Source organism: Tellurirhabdus bombi, from assembly GCF_021484805.1.
GTDB lineage: Bacteria > Bacteroidota > Bacteroidia > Cytophagales > Spirosomataceae > Tellurirhabdus > Tellurirhabdus bombi.
The window spans coordinates 212,444-228,931 of the sequence record NZ_CP090557.1 but is presented as its reverse complement, the minus strand read 5'-3'; the positions used below and the strand labels follow the sequence as shown (position 1 = coordinate 228,931).

General features: G+C 48.4%; 16 protein-coding genes. 8 read left to right on the top strand and 8 right to left on the bottom strand.

Annotated elements, in window-relative coordinates; all coding sequences use genetic code 11:
• The first annotated feature begins 196 nt into the window (after window positions 1-196).
• The 4 genes from L0Y31_RS00945 (at window position 197) to L0Y31_RS00930 (ending at window position 4,785) form a co-directional block, all read left to right on the top strand.
• Complete coding sequence (locus L0Y31_RS00945; RefSeq protein ID WP_234735193.1) at window positions 197-1,495, top strand: MFS transporter; 1,299 nt, start codon at window positions 197-199, stop codon at window positions 1,493-1,495.
• 136 nt (window positions 1,496-1,631) lie between these two features.
• Window positions 1,632-2,357 (top strand): DUF3891 family protein, encoded by a 726-nt coding sequence (locus L0Y31_RS00940; RefSeq protein ID WP_234735192.1) that lies wholly within the window; start codon window positions 1,632-1,634, stop codon window positions 2,355-2,357.
• A 167-nt stretch (window positions 2,358-2,524) separates the two neighbouring features.
• Window positions 2,525-3,697 carry a galactokinase gene (locus L0Y31_RS00935; RefSeq protein ID WP_234735191.1) on the top strand — a complete coding sequence of 391 codons (1,173 nt, stop codon included), beginning with the start codon at window positions 2,525-2,527 and terminating at the stop codon, window positions 3,695-3,697.
• Between the two features lie 38 nt (window positions 3,698-3,735).
• On the top strand, window positions 3,736-4,785 hold the full coding sequence (locus L0Y31_RS00930) for a glycoside hydrolase family 43 protein (RefSeq protein ID WP_234735190.1): 1,050 nt from the start codon (window positions 3,736-3,738) through the stop codon (window positions 4,783-4,785).
• Between the two features lie 74 nt (window positions 4,786-4,859).
• Here L0Y31_RS00930 and glgX read toward each other — a convergent pair whose 3' ends face one another.
• The 4 genes from glgX to L0Y31_RS00910 all read right to left on the bottom strand — a co-directional run bounded on the left by glgX (window position 4,860) and on the right by L0Y31_RS00910 (window position 8,715).
• Complete coding sequence (gene glgX / locus L0Y31_RS00925) at window positions 4,860-6,956, bottom strand: glycogen debranching protein GlgX (protein ID WP_234735189.1); 2,097 nt, start codon at window positions 6,954-6,956, stop codon at window positions 4,860-4,862.
• A gap of 154 nt (window positions 6,957-7,110) precedes the next feature.
• The gene (locus tag L0Y31_RS00920; RefSeq protein ID WP_234735188.1) at window positions 7,111-7,566 is read right to left on the bottom strand and encodes a ferritin-like domain-containing protein; all 456 of its coding nucleotides are present in this window, start codon (window positions 7,564-7,566) and stop codon (window positions 7,111-7,113) included.
• A gap of 89 nt (window positions 7,567-7,655) precedes the next feature.
• Entirely contained in the window at window positions 7,656-7,985 is a 330-nt protein-coding gene (locus L0Y31_RS00915) for a DUF3140 domain-containing protein (RefSeq protein ID WP_234735187.1), read from the bottom strand.
• A gap of 22 nt (window positions 7,986-8,007) precedes the next feature.
• Entirely contained in the window at window positions 8,008-8,715 is a 708-nt protein-coding gene (locus L0Y31_RS00910; RefSeq protein WP_234735186.1) for a YiaD family glycine zipper/OmpA-like lipoprotein, read from the bottom strand.
• A gap of 371 nt (window positions 8,716-9,086) precedes the next feature.
• Here L0Y31_RS00910 and L0Y31_RS00905 point away from each other — a divergent pair, with 371 nt between their 5' ends.
• Entirely contained in the window at window positions 9,087-9,365 is a 279-nt protein-coding gene (locus L0Y31_RS00905; RefSeq protein ID WP_234735185.1) for a hypothetical protein, read from the top strand.
• Between the two features lie 48 nt (window positions 9,366-9,413).
• On the opposite strand, the gene L0Y31_RS00900 is transcribed toward L0Y31_RS00905, so the two are convergent.
• From L0Y31_RS00900 to L0Y31_RS00890, 3 genes are all read right to left on the bottom strand, one after another.
• Window positions 9,414-10,706 (bottom strand): beta-propeller fold lactonase family protein, encoded by a 1,293-nt coding sequence (locus tag L0Y31_RS00900; RefSeq protein ID WP_234735184.1) that lies wholly within the window; start codon window positions 10,704-10,706, stop codon window positions 9,414-9,416.
• A gap of 125 nt (window positions 10,707-10,831) precedes the next feature.
• Window positions 10,832-11,527, bottom strand: a complete 696-nt coding sequence (locus L0Y31_RS00895) for a response regulator transcription factor (RefSeq protein ID WP_234735183.1) — start codon at window positions 11,525-11,527, stop codon at window positions 10,832-10,834.
• An 11-nt stretch (window positions 11,528-11,538) separates the two neighbouring features.
• Window positions 11,539-12,777: a sensor histidine kinase gene (locus tag L0Y31_RS00890; protein ID WP_234735182.1), complete on the bottom strand. Its 1,239-nt coding sequence runs from the start codon at window positions 12,775-12,777 to the stop codon at window positions 11,539-11,541.
• Window positions 12,778-12,959: 182 nt separating this feature from the next.
• On the opposite strand from L0Y31_RS00890, the gene L0Y31_RS00885 reads away from it, so the two are divergent.
• The 3 genes from L0Y31_RS00885 to L0Y31_RS00875 all read left to right on the top strand — a co-directional run bounded on the left by L0Y31_RS00885 (window position 12,960) and on the right by L0Y31_RS00875 (window position 15,681).
• The gene (locus tag L0Y31_RS00885) at window positions 12,960-13,355 is read left to right on the top strand and encodes a DUF1573 domain-containing protein (RefSeq protein ID WP_234735181.1); all 396 of its coding nucleotides are present in this window, start codon (window positions 12,960-12,962) and stop codon (window positions 13,353-13,355) included.
• Window positions 13,356-13,582: 227 nt separating this feature from the next.
• Window positions 13,583-14,977 carry an NAD-dependent succinate-semialdehyde dehydrogenase gene (locus L0Y31_RS00880; RefSeq protein ID WP_234735180.1) on the top strand — a complete coding sequence of 465 codons (1,395 nt, stop codon included), beginning with the start codon at window positions 13,583-13,585 and terminating at the stop codon, window positions 14,975-14,977.
• Window positions 14,978-14,988: 11 nt separating this feature from the next.
• The gene (locus L0Y31_RS00875) at window positions 14,989-15,681 is read left to right on the top strand and encodes a type 1 glutamine amidotransferase domain-containing protein (protein ID WP_234735179.1); all 693 of its coding nucleotides are present in this window, start codon (window positions 14,989-14,991) and stop codon (window positions 15,679-15,681) included.
• 27 nt (window positions 15,682-15,708) lie between these two features.
• Here L0Y31_RS00875 and L0Y31_RS00870 read toward each other — a convergent pair whose 3' ends face one another.
• Window positions 15,709-16,470, bottom strand: a complete 762-nt coding sequence (locus tag L0Y31_RS00870; protein WP_234735178.1) for a tyrosine-protein phosphatase — start codon at window positions 16,468-16,470, stop codon at window positions 15,709-15,711.
• Window positions 16,471-16,488: the final 18 nt, after the last annotated feature.

The window sequence follows — 16,488 nt, the reverse complement described above, 5'->3', positions numbered from 1 at the left end:
TTTTGCAATATCCACACCATTCTTTAAGATAACATAGTTTCCAGTAGGAAACCCGCAACGCCCAATAACAACAGCTTTATAGCTGGATGTTGTTGGGCGTTTCTGCGTTGTTTTAAGGTATGCGTATTTCTGGCTATTTGCCTATATTTAAGCTCTTTTGCTTTTTGGTAACTTGTTAGAAATCGATTCTGAAGACATGCATCAACAAACCACTGAGCCACCGCAGCGAGTCAGAAATCGGCTGAAATCTGTTGTGGGCGGTTCAATTGGCAACCTGATTGAGTGGTACGACTGGTATGCTTACTCGGTATTTGCCCTTTACTTTGCCGGCTCGTTTTTTCCAAAAGAAGATGAAACGGCGCAACTCCTCAATACGGCGGGTATCTTTGCTATCGGGTTTTTGATGCGACCCGTTGGCGGGTGGTTAATGGGTGCCTATGCTGACCGGAAAGGGCGGAAGGCAGCCCTGACATTATCAGTTCTGCTCATGAGTGGGGGCTCATTCCTTATAACCATTGTGCCTGATTATAACCAGATTGGCATTATGGCACCTCTGATTTTAGTCTTGGCCAGAATGTTGCAGGGCCTCAGCGTTGGCGGTGAATACGGAACCGTTGCTACGTATTTGAGCGAAATCGCGCCTGCCAACCAACGGGGCTTCTATTCCAGTTTTCAGTACGTTAGCTCTACCCTGGGTCAGTTGATCGCGCTGGGAATCTTGATGGTGCTGCAACGGTGGGTTTTGAACCCTGAACAATTGAGCGCCTGGGGGTGGCGCATTCCGTTTGGTATCGGAACACTGCTGGCTTTTTCGGCCATTTACCTACGCCGCAACTTGTTAGAAACAGAGTCGTTTCGGCACGAAGAGGTGCCCGCAAAACAACGGGGTACGCTTCGGGAGTTGGCCAAATACAAAAAAGAAGCGGCTACCATCGTTGGTTTTACCATTGGACTGACGGTTGCCTTCTACACTTTTACTGCCTATGTGCAAAAATTTCTGGTCAATACGGCCGGTTTCAGCAAAAACGATTCAACGCTAATTACTACCCTGTCGCTGATTGTTTTCATGCTGGCCCAACCTGTGTTTGGCATGCTGGGCGATCGGTTTGGGCGTAAACGCATGATGATTGTATACGGTGTTCTGGGTGTGATAACTACGGTGCCTCTATTAACCGCGCTTGGTAACACCACAGATATCTGGATGGCTACCTTTTTGGTCATCCTTGCTTTGCTAATTACGAGCATTAACACTTCCCTGTCGGCCATCATCAAGGCGGAGCTTTTTCCGGCCAACGTGCGCTCGCTGGGCGTTAGTTTACCTTATTCTCTGGCGGTAGCTTTGTTCGGCGGAACGGCGGAATACGTGGCGCTGTTGTTCAAAAACGTAGGGCATGCTACCTGGTTTTACTGGTACCTAACTGCCTGTATTGCTGTGTCTTTGGTAGTAAGTGTCAACATGCGTGATCCCGAAAAATATTCAAAGTTAGCGGAGTAATAAGGCAACGGCGGATTTGTGCATCGAAAACACAGTTAAACTCTTCAACCAATACCGCAAGCTTTAAAGAAGAGCCAAATTCCAACAGTTTCAGGTTGGGTGGTGTTCTACGCTACATACTACTATTCGTATAAGCATGATTGTAAACGCCACAGATGAAGGGTGGGAGGTAATCCACCAGCAGGCTCATGGTTTGTTGGCGGTTCAACTCGCCGTAAACTGGAAACCAGAACTGCGCCCGATTCGCTGGATCGAAACCCTTATTGCGCTAACAGAACACGATGATGGGCAGGAAGAGTGGGCAGGAAAAAATCACCTCACAAAAACCGGTGCTCCCAAAGATTTCCAAATTCAGGAATATTCAGTGACCCAGGCCCGCAACATGGTTACCATTGCGTTGGAAAAAAGCCGCTGGAACGCTTTAATGGTATCGATGCACGCTAGGTTTCTGTATGAACCGATGCAAGGAAAAGATCCGCAAATGGATGAATTTCTGGAACAGCAGCGTAAAAACCAGAAAGATTGGCTACGAAAATTAGCCGTTACGAAAGAAGAGGCGCAGTACGCTTACGCTTTCTTACAGTGGTGCGATGCGTTTTCGTTGATTTTGGTTCAGGGCCACATCCCACCTAGCCAGCGTCGTCTGGAGATTAGCCCGGGGCCAGATGGCGTTTCGTATTACCTGTCGCAACGGGCCGATCAAACCCTTCTGGTGGACCCCTGGCCCTTTGAATGCGATGAGTTTACAGCCCATACAGAAGTCTATCACCTGAACGAACTCAGCTTTAAAAATGATCAGGAGCTATACGATGCGATCGGAAAAGCACCTATAGAAGAGCGAAAGTGGACGATTAAGGCTTAATGATCCCCCTGTTTGGACAGAAATAAGAATTTATTTACGGCTAGAGGCACTAAGATTCACAAGGAATATACAACGAGAAACATACTTCACGATCTTTGCGGAAATCTTGGTAAAGAGATACCAGGCGAACCTGCCTAAATGGCTTTATTCAGACTTATTTCTATACAATGGACTTAAAAAATACGTTCTTCCACCAGGTTTCTCAACGTTTTCAGACTCATTTTCAAGCCCAGCCTGAATTAATCGTCCGTGGACCCGGCCGGATTAATTTGATTGGTGAGCATACGGATTATAACGGTGGGTTTGTTTTGCCAGCCAGCATTGACAAGGAAATCATTTTCGCGATTTCAAAAAAAGAAGGAACGACCTGTGAAGTTTACGCCGAAAACGTGGGCGATTCGACGACGTTTAGCCTGGACCAGCTTGAAAAATCCCGGAAAGGATGGCCGAATTACCTGATGGGCGTCGTGGATCAGTTGCAGAAAAGAGGCTGTAAACTGGGTGGCTTTCGGTTGGTATTTGGCGGTGATATTCCAACGGGGGCGGGCCTGTCGTCGTCGGCGGCTATTGAGTGCGGTCTGGCTTTTTGCCTAAACGAGCTCTATGCGTTGGGCTTGTCAAAAATAGAAATGGTAAAGCTAAGCCAGGCGGCTGAAAACCAGTTCGTTGGTGTGCAGTGCGGTATTATGGATCAGTTTGCGTCCATGATGGGAAAAGCAAATTCGGTTATTCAGCTGGACTGTCGGTCGCTGGAATATCAGTATTTTCCGCTGGAACTAAATGATTATTTAGTGGTGCTTTGCGATACGGCAGTAAAACATTCATTGGGTAATAGCGAATACAATACCCGCCGCCAGGAATGTGAAGCAGGCGTGGATATTCTGCAACGAAAATACCCTGAGGTTCAGTTACTACGTGATGCTACGCCAGCGATGGTAGAAACTTGCCGGGACGAAATGCCGGCTAAAGTTTATGATCGGTGCCGTTATATGACCGAAGAAATCGAGCGCGTTCAGCTCGCTTGCCAATTGCTGTTAGCGAACGATTTAGAAGGCTTTGGGCAAAAAATGTACGAAACGCACGACGGCTTGCAGCACCTTTATGAGGTGAGTTGCCCAGAACTGGATTTTCTTGTCGATCAGACGCGTAGTGACGACAACGTATTGGGTTCTCGCATGATGGGCGGCGGATTTGGCGGCTGTACCATTAATATCGTTCGGAAAGATGCGGTTGATGCCTTTGAGCAGAAACTGGCTCAAGCCTACCACGAAGCATTTGGTATCGATTTGAAGTGTTACCGGGTAACCATTACGGATGGTACCGAAGCCATCACGGCCTAAAAGTTTGATTTACAGTACTAAATTCCTAAACTCTTACCATGAGATTGACGTTCGTTAGCCTGCTGTTCCTAATCCTGATTGGACCAACGGCGGTGGCTCAGACGCAGCCAACATCAACAACTTTTTCTAATCCGCTACTGCCCGCTGGTGCCGATCCGTGGAGTATTTACCGGGATGGTTATTATTACTACACGCATACCACAGGCCGGAATATAACGCTTTGGCGAACCCCTTCGCTGGCGGAATTACCCAATGCCGAGAAAAAAGTAGTTTGGACGCCGCCCGCAACCGGGCCTTATAGCAAGGAAATATGGGCACCAGAATTGCACCATATGAATGGACGCTGGTATTTAGTCTTTGCCGCGGATGATGGCCGAAATCGCAACCACCGCCTCTGGGTGCTGGAAAACGAATCAGCAAATCCGCTGGAAGGGGAATGGACCATGAAAGGCCAGATTAAAACACCCGAGGATAAATGGGCCATTGACGGATCGCTATTTGATTATCAAGGCCAGCTTTATCTGGTGTGGTCAGGCTGGGAAGGGGATGAAAACGGGCGGCAGGACATTTACATCTGTCGGATGGAAAATCCCTGGACGGCTGTCGGAGCGCGCACGCTCATTTCAACCCCAACCTACGAATGGGAACGCGACGGCACCCTTTCCCGGCCAGGACCAGATGACAAACCGCTAGTATTAGTAAATGAAGGTCCGCAACCGCTTGTGCGCGACAATAAACTGTTTATTATCTACTCGGCCTCGGGTTGCTGGACAGATAGTTATGCGCTAGGGATGGTTTCGGCAACAGGAGATAAGAATTTGCTGGATGCCAGTTCATGGACAAAACATCCGAAGCCTGTTTTCAAAGCCGTTAACGTTGATGGCACGAACGCCGCCGGACACAATTCGTTTTTCAAATCCCCGGACGGAACGGAAGACTGGATTTTATACCACGCCAATCCAGAATCGGGGCAGGGTTGTGGTCAGAAACGGTCACCAAGAGCGCAGCGTTTCACCTGGACTGCCGATGGCTTACCCGATTTTGGCCAGCCTGTAGCAACGGGAACGATATTGTCTAGCCCCAAGTAAAAAGCCTTAAGGTTTCACAAAAAGGCCCACTCTATTTTGTAGAGTGGGCCTTTTTGTGAATTAGATATGTATGATTAAGCTTTCAAAACCAGCATTGAGCGTGGGGCCAGATCAAGATCCTTTCCGGCTGGAACATCTTTTTTGGATTGATCCTCGGCCGTATTGATCAACACGTCCCATTTGCGCTTACGCCCTGCTTTTGGAATGGAAAACGAGAGAGGCTCCCAATAAGTGTTAAACAGCAATAAGTATTGGCCACCGCTGATTGGTTCTCCATTCTCGTCCTGTTCCTCAACTTTTGAGCCATCAATGTGCAGCCCCAGGCAGCGCGTGTTACAGTCATGCCAGTTTTCAGGCGTCATTGCTTCACCATTTGTACAGAGCCACGATACTTCGTCCTGCGTATAGAACTTACGGCGGCGGAGCAGAGCGATGTCTTTACGAAGCGCTAATACCTGACGGGTATAATCAAACAAAGCTTGTTGCTTTTCATCCCACTCCCAGTTAAACCAGCTAATTTCGTTATCCTGTGAGTAAGCGTTGTTATTTCCCTGCTGGGTCCGGCCACACTCATCGCCCATAAGCAACATTGGAGTTCCTTGGCTCAGCAGGAGCGTTGCCAGAAAATTACGCTTTTGCTTTTCCCGCAATGCGTTGATTTCAGCGTCATCGGTTGGGCCTTCCGCCCCGCAGTTCCAACTCAGGTTGTCGTTGTGTCCGTCGCGGTTGTCTTCGCCGTTAGCGTCGTTGTGTTTATCGTTGTAGCTAACGAGATCATTGAGCGTAAAACCGTCGTGAGCCGTAATCAGGTTGATGCTGTTGGTTGGATTTCGTCCATCGTTGCCGTACAAATCCGGGCTACCCAATACACGCAGCGCCAATTCATGTGCCTGTCCTTCATCACCTTTCCAGAATGACCGAACGCAGTCGCGGTATTTTCCATTCCACTCCGACCATTTTACCGGGAAGTTCCCAACATGGTAGCTTTGAATATCCCAAGGCTCTGCAATCAGTTTTACCTGCGACAGAATTGGATCCTGGTGAACCGCATCCAGGAAGGCCGACAATTGACCGGCGGCGCTCAGGCTTTGCGCCAGGGCCGAAGCCAGGTCGAAGCGGAAACCATCGACGTGCATTTCCGTAACCCAGTACCGCAGGCTGTCCATAACGAGTTGCAACGTCCGCGGATGGTTCATGTTCACGGTATTACCCGTTCCGGTATAATCCATGTAAAAGGCTTTGTTGTCTTCAACCAGCCAGTAATAAGCCGGGTTGTCAATGCCTTTCATGGAAAGCGTTGGGCCAAACTGGTTGCCTTCCGCCGTGTGGTTGTACACAACGTCCAGCACAACTTCCAGACCTGCTTTGTGCAAGGCTTTAACCATGCCTTTAAATTCATCAACTTGCTGGCCCATAGCACCGTTAGCCGCATATCCGGAGTGAGGAGCGAAAAAACCAATGCTGTTGTAGCCCCAGTAACTTTCTCCCGTAAACTGATGCACAGGCATTAGTTCAACAGTCGTAACGCCAAGCTTCGTCAGGTAGTCGATGGCTTCCGGGCTGGCCAGACCAGCGTAGGTTCCCCGTATGTTTTTAGGGAGTTTCGGATGCTGAGCGGTAAAGCCTTTAACGTGTAATTCATAGATAACCGAGCGGTTTTGCGGAATGTCAGGACTCTTGTCGTCTTCCCAGTCGAACGCATTGTCGATAACAATGGATTTAGGAATGACCGCACTATTATCCGTCGTGCTTTGTGTGCGAAAGCGCTCATCCGACTCATCATCCAGATCATAACCCAACAACTCAACCTCTCCGTCAATAGGGCCACTAATGGCTTTGGCATAGGGGTCGAGCAACACTTTGTTGGGGTTGAAAAGCAAACCCTGCGATGGATCAAAAGGACCATCAACGCGATAGCCGTAAAGTTGTCCTGGTTTTATGTCGTCAAGGTAAATATGCCAGACATAGTCGGTTTGTTCAGTTAATGCGATGGTTTGAATTTCCTTAGTTGGGTCATTGGCGTCGTACAAACAAAGCATAACACCCGTTGCATGCTCACTAAACAAGGCAAAATTGACACCTTCGCCATCAAATGTAGCTCCTAGTGGATATGGTTTTCCGGGTTTAGACCGGAGTGATTCAGAATTTTCGATTGTGATAGTGTTTTCCATAGACGAACACGGACTAAGCCGCCGAAGAGATTACTAATTTATTGTAACTAATGTAGGCACATCAATTTAATGCCTTGAACAAGGAAAAGCCCTCACTTGTTGGAAGTAAGGGCTTTTCAACTAATTCATTTAGCGAAAGGCCACGAAGTACCTATTACAGTACATCAGCTAGCCGGCTCATGGATGAATGGGCTGATTGGATGCGGTCCTGCTGACGAATCAGTAGCTCACGCGTACTAGCTGCCAGGTTAGTTCCTTGCAAAATGTCATTGTAATCGGCCAATGCTTCGCCATCGCCGCGCTTACATTCTTCTGCTACTGCCTTGTCATCATCGCTGGTAAAAGCTGATTTTATATTAATCCAGGCACGGTGTAAATCGGCCATCAGGCTAGTTGTTTTCTCTGGATCGCCCCCCAAAGTCCGAATTTCGCGGTCTAGTTCCAGCGCAAATTCACCCCGCTGTTTCGACTGGGCTAGAAACAGGCTTTTCAGTTCTGGGTCTTTTACGTTTTCAGACGCTTCTTCATAACCACGTTCACCGTCACGTGTACGAGTTAACAATGTATTTAGGCGATCGATCAATTCTTCGCTTGTGTTTGTAACATTCATGGTATTTCAATTAACGTTGTGTGCTACATGTTGACAAGTTGATAGGCTGGAACTCGCTTAGTTAACCTAAGGAGTTCCAGCCATATCCACTACTTCTCGGGATCGTGACCCCAGTTTTTCAATGAAAACGCCCAATTACTCCCCCTCACATCTTTCGGCCTCTGGGCGTTGTGCCTTTTTATATAACTAATCACCTTACGCATATGTTCGTAATCAGGATTAGCTAACTCGCTGTTTTTCTTCTGTTTGATAGTAATAATTTTCTCTCCAGACTTATGCCCGATTGACTCACCATCACCGCTGTCCTGGCCAACCGATTTGGAATCATCTGTTTCCAGCCATTTCTTTAGTTCAGAAGCTGACATGTTTGTTAATTCATCAAACTCATCTAAAACTTCCTTTTTTTCCTGATCAGTCATTGAAGTATCGTTTAGAGATCAATTAGATTTGGCCGCGTTCTGCCGCTTTCTGTAACTTATCGTTTGCAAAAATGGCTACTTCTACCCGACGGTTTCGCTGACGACCTGCCTCCGTTGAATTGTCGGCCAATGGCTGGGCTTCACCGTAACCTTTTTCAGTCAGGCGGTTGTTTTTTACCCCCTGAGAGTTCAGAAAATTAGCTACTTTTTTAGCCCGACGTTCAGAAAGCTTGACGTTATAGTCATCACTTCCCTGCGCATCTGCGTGACCCTCAATCACGACATTGGTATCGTCGTATTTCTTGAGCGTTTCGGCGAGCTGGGTCAAGTTCTGACGAGTTGCAGACTTCAGATCATATTTGTCTACGTCGAATAGCAAGTCAGAATTAAACGTGATTTTTATACCCTCTCCCACACGCTCTACGCGGGCATTCTCCAACCCCCGACGCAATTCCTCTGCCTGCTTATCCATGCGGCGACCAATCAAGGCACCAGCCGCGCCACCCACTGTTGCGCCAAGAATAGCGCCAACAGCCGTGTTTCCTGATTTTCTACCAATCAGACCTCCCGCTACAGCTCCGGCACCAACACCGATGGCTGCTCCGCGCTGGGTCTTGTTTGTATTTTGTTTGATGGATTTACAACTCGTTAACACATCTGTTGCTAAAAGGCTTCCAGCTAGTGCAATTGCCACAGCTTTCACTTTCAGCGTATGGCTACTTGTTTTCATCGTATTCATAGCTTGATTGTATTTAGTTTATGCCAAAACTTGTACCAACTAACACTAAATATTCTACTCTTGCGTGTAAGGGGCTGTTGGCCAATTTCTTATTAGAGAAAGAGGGGTTTAAATGGTTTAACGAGAGAATGTAATTTTTTGGGATAGTGTGGATAGGCGTCAAACATAATGGGGCGACGTTTCCACAATTGGAGCATTTTTTGTTAGCACAGAATTAGTTGCTGAGCAGGTAGAATCGTGACGTAGCAGTGAGCCGCGAAGGCAGTTAAAAAGCCCTTTTAATTCGTGACTATTTAGGGTAGATGCATCTTTATCGTAGTACCGTTTTTCACCAAAAGACAGTTTCATCTCTATCGTTTGTTATGAAAAAGAACCACTATTTAAAAGCCATGCTTTTGCTGGGGGCGCTTGAACTAAGTAGCTGTATGGCACCCAACTGCCCGATTAAAAGCTGTCATGTTCGAAAAGAACACCGGCACGGGAAAATTTATCGAGGAGTAGCTTTTGGCCAGCTTCATAACCCAATCTGGTGGCTGTCTAACCGGCGGGATGAAGGCGTAGCTGCTTCTGGAATCGCGAAGAAAGATTCAAAAGCTAAAAAGCCGAAATTCAAAAAGCTGATGGAGTGGGAGAGTCAATAAAATACGGAAGAACAAACTAGACTAGGTAACGTTTATCCTTCCGTATTTTTAGTAAACCTTGATGGTGTGGCAACCACGGTTCACAGTGATTTTTGCCGGAAGCCTTTCTAAACTGGGTTTATCGCTTTTGTTTACTTTCCAGAACTCGACTGCGCCCTTGCGGTCACCATAGTCGAGGTATTCGTATACAGCCACCGCCAGGGTATTGCCACTTTTGTCAAACTCTACGCTCTGAGGCATTACGCCTTCAAAAGGATAGTCATTGCCCAGTTGTAATTGACCGGCTTTACTCAGGGTATAAATTGATAACGAACTTTTACCCGCCGCCGAATGGCTGTAAGGCTGGTAGGATTGGTTTGAATTAGCAATAACAACCGTTGATCCATCGGGACTGATGGCCAGCGCCTCGGCACTTTCACCGCTAGCAACTTGTGAAATAATTTTACTTTCACCCGGCGCATCGTCTGTGCTGAGTTGAACCACAAAAAGCTCTCCTTTACCAGCACCCTGAGCATTCGCGTTTTTCTTAATGTCGCTTACAATCAGAAAGTTGCCGTCTGGCGTGAAACGGCCCGTTGCGGGTAAACTACCCACTTTGATGGGCTTTCCGTGGGGAATGAGAGTTGGTTTTCGGGCGTTATCGGTTGATAGTTTCAGCAATCCAATCTCCTGCGTTTCCCCGATGATATACGCAATAAAGCGGCCGCCCGGATGCCAGATTAGGTTAGTAATACGGGCACTATCAACTGGAGAGGCCGCCGTTACAATGCGCGTAGGTTTGCCCGTATTATCGACCTCGACCAACCGGATTTCCTTACCCGCTTCGCCCGATGCCACCGCTAGCAGGTTGCCTTGTGGGTTGATAACTACAGCCGTTGGTTGATTGCCAACATTAAATCCATATCGGACAACGGGTTTGCCCGGTATGCTCAAATCAACCGTGAACATTTTCGACGAAAGCGGTAAGTCGCCAAGTCCATTTTTGAGCGTTGTAAGGCTGTCATTCAGGGGGCCGTGGCCTTCCAGAACGAAAGCAACGCGGCCATTTGGGGTAATTGCTAAAGTCTTGTCGTACAGCGCTGATGAGTTAGAAACCGAAGCCTGACCAATGTTTTGGCCACTGCGGTCGAGTGGAAAACTGATAACTGTCAGGGCGTCACGGGTACCTTTTCCTTTGTGTAAGTAACCGTCGGCCACGGTAGAAGCGGCCATGTCGGCGTCCGATAAGGTAATAATGCCCCGCGCCTGAAACGGAATTGTACTTTGTTGCCCATTGCTGCGGAGCGGCCATAAGCTGCCCGCCAGCAGAGCCGTATAGATTACTAAATGCTGTTTTCTCATGCTAGAAAGCCAGGGAGGTTGAGCGCAGGTTACTAAAAAATAAAAACCAGATCTCACAAAGATAAACGAAAGCCTAAAGCTAGGTAAGCCCGGAAAGGCTTTTATACGTATTGTTTGGAGGTTAACTAAAATGAGAATCGAAAACCGATGCCATGCATGTTTTCAATCCGAATGGAGGGGTCATGCCGGAGCCGTTTGCGGAGTCGGGAAATAAAAACATCCAGGCTGCGGCCCATGAAATAATCGTTATCGCCCCAGATTGCTTTCAGGATTTCGTCGCGGCGAACAAGGGTATTCCGCCGCTCAAGCAGGTAAGAAAGCACTTCGGCTTCCCGGTGAGTCAGCGTTTCAACGTGGTTATGAGACTGGATTTTCAGGTTTTGCCGGTCAAAGAGATAATGTCCAATTTGCACGATGGACCCGGATGGCGACGCCTCTGGGCGCTGCTGGCAGCGACGCAGAAAAACGCCGATCTTCAACAATAATTCTTCAATGCTGAAAGGCTTAGTCAAATAATCATCGCCCCCGAGCCGTAAGCCCTGCAACCGATTGTCTTTGTCCGCCAGCGCACTCAGGAACAAAATGGGTACGTGATTGTCGGTTTGCCGAATACGCTGGGCCAGCTCAAAGCCATCGGAGCCGGGGAGCATTACGTCCAGAATGCACAAATCGAATGGCTGACGGTTAAAAGCCTCCCAGGCAGCCACGCCGTTAATGTGGTGTTCAACTTGAAAATGAGCGAGTTCTAGATTGTCCTTCGTGACGAAGCCCAGGTTAATGTCGTCTTCAACGTACAAGATGCGGGCTTTGGGTGTGGGCATAAGACCGGCTTTTACGTTGAAATAATGACAAATTCACTTCCGGCTCCTTCTGCGCTTTGCAGGCGAATTTGCCAGCGATGCGCCCGAATGACCTTCCGAACGTAATAAAGCCCAATGCCAAATCCTTTGACGGTATGCATCCGATCCGTTGGAACGCGGTAAAATTGACCGAATATTTTCTCGTGGTATTCCTGAGCAATGCCAATGCCATTATCCCGCACCGACCAGATCACCTGGGCGCCCTCGTTACGGGTCTGGATGGTTACGCAAGGGGCATCGGTACAGTATTTTACCGCATTGTCGAGCAGGTTTTTGACCAGATTTTCGAGATGGTATCGATCGGCTTTGATGACGGATTGCGCGGCTTTCAGGTCTAAGCTGACGTGCGGTTGATACAACGCGGCCAGCGTTTTTAAAACCTCGTGTAAGTCAAGCTCCTGCCGGTCAAGGGCGAAACGCAGCCGCTCGGAACGAGCCAGTTGCAGCACATCCTGTACCTGATTCTGAAGACGCACACTTTCTTCCTGCAAAATGCGGGTGTACTGACGCAATCGCTCCGGCTGTTCGGTAATGGTATCGGAGCGAAGCACGTCGGCAGCGATGCGGATGGTCGAAATGGGTGTTTGCAGTTCGTGGGTAATGTTGTTGATAAAATCCTGCTGTACTTCGGTTAATCGTCGCTGGCGGAGCACCACGAAAAGCGTATACCCAAAAAATAAAACCACGACCAGCACCGCCACTGAGGAAGCAATGTAATTGTCGAGTTGCGAGGTCAGAAAGCCGGTCTGATTAGGAAAGCGAATCCCAAAATGATACGTAAACTGCGGCAAAGTCGGAAACTGACGGGTTGGCTGAACAGCGGTTAGACTGGCCTGCGTACTGACGTAATTTCCATACACCATGCGATCACTTTCGCAGCTGTAAACACCGTATTCAAAGTCAGTGATTAGGTTGTGCTGTCGCAGCGACTGCGTAATGAAATGCTCGAGTATGGTTGGATCAACGGGGGATTCGGTGTTGACAACGAAGTAGTTAGAGGAAATCTGAGAAACAGCGTCGCAGCGGAGTGTAACTTTATTGAGCTGTGCGACCTGCTCGGCAACATCCTGCAAAGCGATAAAAGCGGTTTGCCGAAATTGGCGCTCACCTAGCCGATAAGCCTGCGTGACCCACACAATCTGCACTGTTAAAATGCCGATGATAGACAGCACCGATAAAACAACCAATATTCTGATAAGCCGTCGGGACATAATGCGTCTGATCTACAAATCAAATGTAACAGCTTCGGGGAAGATTGCAAGAAGGAGTAGCCCGCCATTAACATCTCATTAACATTTATTACCGACTCATTAACAGGCTTGAACGAAGCGTGCAGATACCTTTGCTTTGAACAAAAAGCACTTTGTTGTAACCCATAAACACAGAGAAATTTATGAAAAAATCCTTGATTTTCGCTTCGGTTCTTTGGCTGGCAGCAGCGGCCTATCTGGTGGCTGGCTCGATGGCCGCTGCCTTCAACTGGACAGAAACTACCCACAATTTTGGAAAAATTAAGCAGGGAAAGCCGGTTGTTGCAGAGTTTGCCTTTACCAACAAAGGGCAGGCACCATTGGTGATTACAAACGCCCGGGGTTCCTGCGGTTGCACAGGCGTTGAGTTTCCGAAAAGTGCCATTTTACCGGGCAAAGAAGGAAAAATCAAAGCGACCTTCAACGCGGCGGCCGTAGGGACGTTTAGCAAAACAGTTACCGTCGAATCCAATGCCGAAGGTGGTCTGACAACGCTGGCCATTACGGGTGAAGTAGTGGCCGAAAAAGCAGCCAGGTAATTCATTTCTTATCCACACCAGGTCTATCCTCCGCGTCTTTGTGTACGATTGCGCTTGCCACGCCGTACACAAAGACGCGGAGTTTTTGTTATAGGAGAACAAGCTAATCAAGCAAAGGCTAGGGCAGAAGTGCACCGATTTAGGACAAAAAGTAAATCGAATTTGTCTTCCCGAAAGAATTATGCGTCTTTGTGCTTGAGAAGATTTCACCGATAAGGCAGACTCAGATGGCAAAAATAGTCAAAACCATAAATCCGTATACGCTCGAGCCAGTCGAGGAGTATGCAGAAGAAACCCCCCAGCAAATTGACACCAAAGTAGAGCAGGCGAGTGATGCGCTGGTTCATTGGGCAGAGGTTTCGTTTGCGGAGCGAGGACAATATTTCAAAAATCTGGCCAATTATCTGCGTGCCCATCAAGACAAGCTAGCCACCCTGATTACTACCGAAATGGGAAAAGTTCGGGTGGAAGCGGTAGCTGAGGTGGAAAAATGCGCCGCCCAATGTGCGTATTATGCCGACGAAGCGGAAGGATTGTTACAGCCTGACCTCATTCCAACGGATGCTCAAAAAAGTCTGGTTGTTTACGAACCAGTTGGCATCGTGCTGGCTATCATGCCCTGGAATTTCCCGTTTTGGCAGGTATTTCGGTACTCGGTTCCGGCCCTGATGGCTGGAAATGTAACCTTGCTGAAACATGCGCCAAATGTGTTTGGCTGTGCGCTGGCCATCGAAAAAGCCTACCGGGCGGCTGGGTTCCCGGAAGGAATTTTCCAAACCATTCTGACGGATACGGATGCCGTTGAGCGCCTGTTGGCCGACGACCGCGTGGGCATGGTAACCCTGACGGGCAGTGAGCGGGCGGGGTCGGCGGTGGCTAGTCTGGCCGGGAAAAACATCAAAAAATCAATTCTGGAACTGGGAGGCAGTGATGCCCTCATTGTGTTAGCCGACGCCGATCTTGACAAGGCAGCGGCGGCGGCTGTGCAGTCGCGGATGGCTAATGCCGGACAGGTGTGTCTGGCAGCAAAGCGCTTTTTGGTAGAAAAATCAGTCAAGGAAGCTTTTACACAGAAAGTCAAAAAGCTCATCGAAGAGTTAAAGCAGGGCGACCCGATGAATCCGGAGTCAAAGTTAGGCCCATTGGCACGCCCGGATTTAGCGGATAATCTGGAAAAGCAACTGAAAGAAGCCCTGGCAGAAGGGGCCACCTTGCTGGTCGGTGGACAGCGGGAGGCGTGTAATTTTCAGCCTACTTTGCTGGATCATGTATCGCCGGATTCGGTGGTCTTTCGGGAAGAAACGTTTGGCCCGCTGGCGATCATTACAGAAGTGGCCGATGAAAACGAAGCGATTCGGCTGGCCAATCAATCCCGCTACGGCCTTAGTGCTTCCATTTGGACGCAGGACAGTGCGAAAGCGGAGCGATTAAGCCGGAAATTGGCTGTGGGGAGTGTATTTATCAATGCAGTTCCTCGCTCCGACTCGCGTTTGCCCATCGGCGGCGTTAAAAAATCAGGCTATGGGCGGGAATTGGCCGAAGCCGGAATAAAGGATTTTTGCGTCACAAAAACGGTGTATATTGGTCAAAATGAAGTGGCTACTCGTGCTGCTGGTGAATAAAAATTATCCTTATGAACCCTTACATCCGCGCTTTATTTGTCTGCACAAATCATACAGACTATAAAACAAAACCGCAGAAGACGGGCCTTTGGTTGAGTGAGGCTACGCACTTTTACGATGAATTATCGGATCGGGATATTCCATTCGATGTGGTGAGTCCGCGCGGTGGTGCTATCCCGATAGATCAGCGTAGCCTCGATCTAAAGGACAATACAAACGATAAGTGGTATAACAACCCGATGTTTCGGGAGAAATTGGAAAAATCGCTCTCACCAGAAGAGGTAAATGCGGCTGATTATAAGTTGATTTACTTCACGGGAGGGCATGGAACGATGTGGGATTTTCCGGAAAACAACCACTTGCAGGAACTAACACGACGCGTTTACGAAAATGGCGGTATGGTGGCAGCCGTATGTCATGGCGTAAGTGGATTACTTAACGTCCAGCTGTCCGACAAAACGTGGCTAGTTGCCGGTCGGCAAATTACCGGCTTTTCCAACATGGAGGAAAAACTGGTTCGGCTGGACGAAGAAGTTCCTTTTTTGCTGGAAGATGCACTGCGGCAGAAAAATGCACTCTATAGTAAAGGATTCATTCCGTTCCTGCCCTATATTGAAGTTGATGAGCGGCTAGTAACAGGGCAAAATCCGCTCTCTGCCCGGAAAGTAGGGAAAAAAGTGATGGAGGAAATGTACGAGAAATAGCAAGCAGGGAAAGCCAATCCTTGCTCGCTAGATCGTGTTGTTTAGAATACCTGCCTGAAGAACTTTCTGATAATAGGGCAGCGTCATGGCGTAATGCAGAAGCGGCAATTGATGGTCTTTCTGTAAGTTACTGCCTAGAAAAGAAACCAGCTTCTGGTCGATCATCCATTCGGCCAACTGCTTTGCCTCCCGCGACGGCTGACCCACCAACGATAAAATATTGACTTGAAACAGCACACCCATTTCCTGCAGGGTGAACAGATAAGAGGGCATTTTCTGTAAATAAATGTATTGTTCAGGATGCGTCATCACCGGCGTAATTCCCTGTTTTCTGAAAGCCCGAATGGCATCTTCCAACTCTTGGGGTGCAGTAACCAGACTCGTATCGAAAAGCAGGTACCGGTGCTTTTGTTGGGCATCGCTGAAAGTCAGCAGGGGCTCCTGTTTGTAAAGTAAGCGCATCAAACCACGATCTATGTAGTATTCAGCGGCTGGTTTGATCTCTATTTGGCCATACTCTTCTTCCAGGCGTTCGGTAAGTTCAGCGGCAGTTGCCAGAATGCTGGCAGCTGTATTATCGTAGTAATTATCCATGATGTGCAACGTCGCAATCACCTTGCGAAAGCCATACGCCGCGAGTTCATTTAGCAACATCAGGCTGTGATCGACCGAATCGGTTCCGTCGTGGCGACCGGGGAGCAGGTGCGCGTGGACATCTACCTGTAGGGTAGGCGGCTGAAAGGACGAATTGCTCGGTTTTCGGCCAAGGGGTAAAAATGGGAAAGCCATTGCTCTATGGGTTAGCTA